Source organism: Candidatus Neomarinimicrobiota bacterium, from assembly GCA_041862535.1.
GTDB lineage: Bacteria > Fidelibacterota > Marinisomatia > SCGC-AAA003-L08 > TS1B11.
The window spans coordinates 1-3698 of sequence record JBGVTM010000083.1 but is presented as its reverse complement, the minus strand read 5'-3'; the positions used below and the strand labels follow the sequence as shown (position 1 = coordinate 3698).

4 protein-coding genes are annotated in these 3698 nt (G+C 54.6%); all 4 read left to right on the top strand.

The features are described from left to right. Positions 1-791, top strand: a 791-nt coding sequence (locus ACETWG_03325; GenBank protein ID MFB0515617.1) for a glycosyltransferase family 9 protein, incomplete at its 5' end; no start/stop codon positions are given. Further along, a complete protein-coding gene (locus tag ACETWG_03320) occupies positions 791-2065 on the top strand; it encodes a 3-deoxy-D-manno-octulosonic acid transferase (GenBank protein MFB0515616.1) in 1275 nt (424 codons plus the stop codon). The genes ACETWG_03325 and ACETWG_03320, both read left to right, overlap by 1 nt. A gap of 58 nt (positions 2066-2123) precedes the next feature. Next, complete coding sequence (locus ACETWG_03315; GenBank protein MFB0515615.1) at positions 2124-3269, top strand: ATP-binding cassette domain-containing protein; 1146 nt, start codon at positions 2124-2126, stop codon at positions 3267-3269. After that, the coding region (locus ACETWG_03310; protein MFB0515614.1) for a CDP-alcohol phosphatidyltransferase family protein at positions 3235-3698 on the top strand (464 nt) is incomplete at its 3' end. The genes ACETWG_03315 and ACETWG_03310, both read left to right, overlap by 35 nt.

Sequence of the window (3698 nt, the reverse complement as noted above, 5' to 3'; positions counted from 1 at the left end):
GACTGGCCAAAGAGCAGTACGATCTGGTCCTGGATCTGCACAATTCCTTACGCAGCAAAATTGTTCGCCAGTATTTCCGGACGGCCCAATTGCGGGTCTACCGGAAGCCTCGCCTTAAGCGTTGGCTACTTTTCTATCTGTGGCTCAACCGCTTTGCCCCGGACTTTTCAGTGGTAGGGGAGTACCTACGATATGCCGGGCTTTCCGTGCCCGAAGCAGAACGCAGCCCCCGTATGGCAGTTCCTGCCGACACCGCCCGTGAAACGTGCAAACGATTCGGGTTGAACCACGGATATCTGGCCTGTATACCCGGGGCGGCTTGGCCTCAGAAATCGTGGCTTATAGAACGCTACATCGAACTTTTCGGCCAGCGGCTGGCTGGCAGCTACTCACAGCTGGTACTCTTGGGCGGTCCGCAGGATTCTATTTGCGACCAAATTGCGGCTTCCCTATCTACAGAGATGGTCGTGAACCTCAAGGGGCGGACAACCCTGGAAGATGCCCTGGCCATCCTCTCAAATAGCCGCCTGGTCATCGGGTCGGATACTGGCCTGGTTCATGCCGGCGAGGCTCTGGGAGTACCGGCGGTGATGATCCTGGGGCCCACTTCCCGTGAGACTGGCGCCCGGGCCCACCATCCTCAAACCGTTGTCCATGAAGTGGCATTGTGGTGCCGGCCCTGCAGCCAGAACGGGCGGCGGCGGTGCTACCGACGAGAGCAGCACTGCCTGACAGGCATTACGGTGGATCAAGTTGCCGAGAGCATACTCAGTTTGATCGGGCCAGCCTGATGTACTGGATCTGGCAGCTACTCTATAATTTGTTGATGGTACCCTTAATGGCCGTGGTAGCGCATGCCATGGTGCCTATGAATCGTAAAGTTCGTCGTGGTTTACGAGGTCGGCGCCGGACACTCCATCGGGTGGTCAAATTTCGCGATGACATCTATGATCGCTTCGGTCCGCTCTACTGGTTTCACGTAGCATCACTTGGTGAATATGAGCAAACCCGTCCGGTAATCGATAGTCTGCGGGAAGTAGTCCCGGAGAGTATTATTGTGGTCAGCTTCTTTTCTCCCTCCGGGTACGAGCACTTCGACCACGATGCAGTGGACTTAAAATTTTATCTACCCCTTGATTTCCTCTGGATTATGCGGCAGTTGCTGCGGGTTTTGAAACCTCAAAAGGTGGTATTTACCAGCTATGATATCTGGCCGAACCTTATTTGGGCCTGTCAGAAGGCGAAAATACCAACCACCCTCTTCGCGGCCCGGATTGTACCCGGTAGCAGCAAGCAATGGCCTATCCTTAGCAACTTTTATAAGCATATCTATGGGTCTATCGGCCATATCTATACGGTATCGGAGGCTGATCACCGCCGGGTGAGGGCCCTACTAGGAGCGAAGGCCAAAACGGAGGTGAGGAATCTGGGGAATCCACGGTACGATCGAGTCAAAGAGCGTAACCGACAAGAGTGGTCGGGCCGCCGCAACGGCAAAGAGCGCGTGGTGATCCTGGGTAGCCTGCATAAGGAAGATGAGGAAGTAATTGGTCCGCCACTTATGGAAGTCCTGCGCAAAGACGCTAGCGTGCGGGTTCTCTGGGCTCCCCACGAGCCTGAGCCTGAGGTGATCGAGGCTATCGGTACCCGGCTATCGGCAGCTGGGGTGAGCTGGGAGCGTTTCAGCCGCCGTCTGGGCCGTTTCCGGGAATGCCAGGTGTTGATTGTCGATGGTGTAGGCTACCTGGCGGAACTCTATGGCAGGGGTATCCTGGCCTATGTAGGCGGTGGGTTTGGCAGCAACGTACATAATGTGATGGAGGCAGCCATCGCCGGTATCCCGGTTATCTTTGGGCCCCGATACAGCCGGAGCCATGAGGCTGAACAGCTGATCGAATGTGGTGGCGGTGTGTCCGTGACCTCCACCGAAGAGTTCCGACAGCAGCTGACCACCTTTCTGGGTGATGAGAGCACGCGGTTGAAAGCCGGGGAAGCGGCACTGAAAGTCATCGAGGACAATCTCGGGGCCACTGCCCGTATCTTACAGGCTATCCTTGGCAGCTAGCCACCTCCTCAGGGACCTCCCACCGGGGATCTATCATCTCATTCCGGATTGCGCCGACTTGCCTGCAAAGTTGCAGGCGGCCGTCGAACGCCAGGGACGGAGCTGTCTGGTCTTTCCGCCTAATGTAGCTGACTATCTGGTAACCGACACGGTCCGCCGCGAGACAGCCTTCGATCTGGAAAACCAGGGCATCACCGGCAGTCTGCTGAATGCGAAAATTATTGAAATTATCCAGAATAGCCCTTTCCAAAACCACATATATCAGAAACCAACCACTCTGTCGGGTGGCGAACAGCAATTACTGGCTATCACAGCGGCTCTTCAGCAATCCCATGATTTCCTCATCGGCCAGCATTGCTTCGATTTTGTCAGTACCCGAAACCTGGAGCTTATGCATGATCACCTTAAAACGTGCGGCAAGCGGATGTTGGAGGTGACCCATCATAACGGCTGGGGGGGAGCAGAGACACGATCGGTATGGCGGTTGAATGGGGAGCGACTGGAGACGGTACCGATTACCCGGTGGGCTCCCCTTTTTGCTGATTGGCAGGCAACTATCCCCTCGTGGCGACTGGTGGTTGAGGATGTCGAGAAGCGCTATGATGAGTCCGGCTTCGCACTTCAGATACCTCATCTCATCCTAGACCACGTTCGGTGTCTGGGCATCTTTGGGGACAACGGATCGGGGAAATCCACTCTTGCTGATTGTCTCACTGGAATAGCGTCTCATTCGGGACGCGTAGCCGTGATCCTGCCAGGTGTGGAATCCCCGCGCCTGGGGTACCTGGTACAACACGCGGAAACTCTTACGCACGGCTTTACCGTCCACGATACTATTCAACGCTTTGTCAGTCAGGGTCGTCTCAGTGGAGTAATGGCGGAACGTCTTGAACAGTGGCTGCGGGAGTCGTCCTGGTACCGGGCATTGTCAGACCTGGATGCTGGCATTGGCTGTCGGCCGGTTATCGTTGCAGCTTTACTGGCTGGGGATTATGACGTGGTGATCCTGGATGAACCCACCTATGGCCTGCCCATCAAAGCTGTGGCCGAGTTCCTTGTACAAGCCGTCAAGGACATAAGAGCAAAGCCGTTGGTATTGATTTCCCAAGACCGTAATTTTCTGACCCTTTTCTGTGACACGATCATCCATCTAGATGATGGGGCTGTGTATGAGCGAGTCAGCGGAGCGCATCTTCACATTTAGTAACGCTCTTAGTTTTTTTCGGGTCATTCTTTCCATACCGCTGGTTTGGGCCCTGGAAACTGACCGTATGGTAGCAGTCATGGCCATGATTGCTCTGGCGGTATTGTCAGATTTCCTCGATGGTTTTATAGCGCGCCTGGCCCATGAGGTTACTAACGTGGGGAAAATGCTGGATCCCATTGCTGACAAATTCCTCATGATGGCCGTGATGATCTTCTTGATTTTCGATCCTGAGCGCCGGTTCCCCATCTTTTTCTTTCTTTTGTTGGGCGTACGGGACATTGCCCTTTCCAATATCGTCACCTATCTTATGAGCCGCCGGAATGAAGTATTTCAGTCCAATCTAACCGGGAAATGGTTCTTGAGCATCACCGCCCTTGCAATGATCCTATATGTGCTTAAACTTCCCGAAGTCGGGTTTTGGGTACT

What these genes read in the sequence shown, in the direction of transcription:
- ACETWG_03320 (MFB0515616.1), top strand. Translation starts at nt 791, where the DNA reads ATGTACTGGATCTGGCAGCTACTCTATAATTTGTTGATGGTACCCTTA.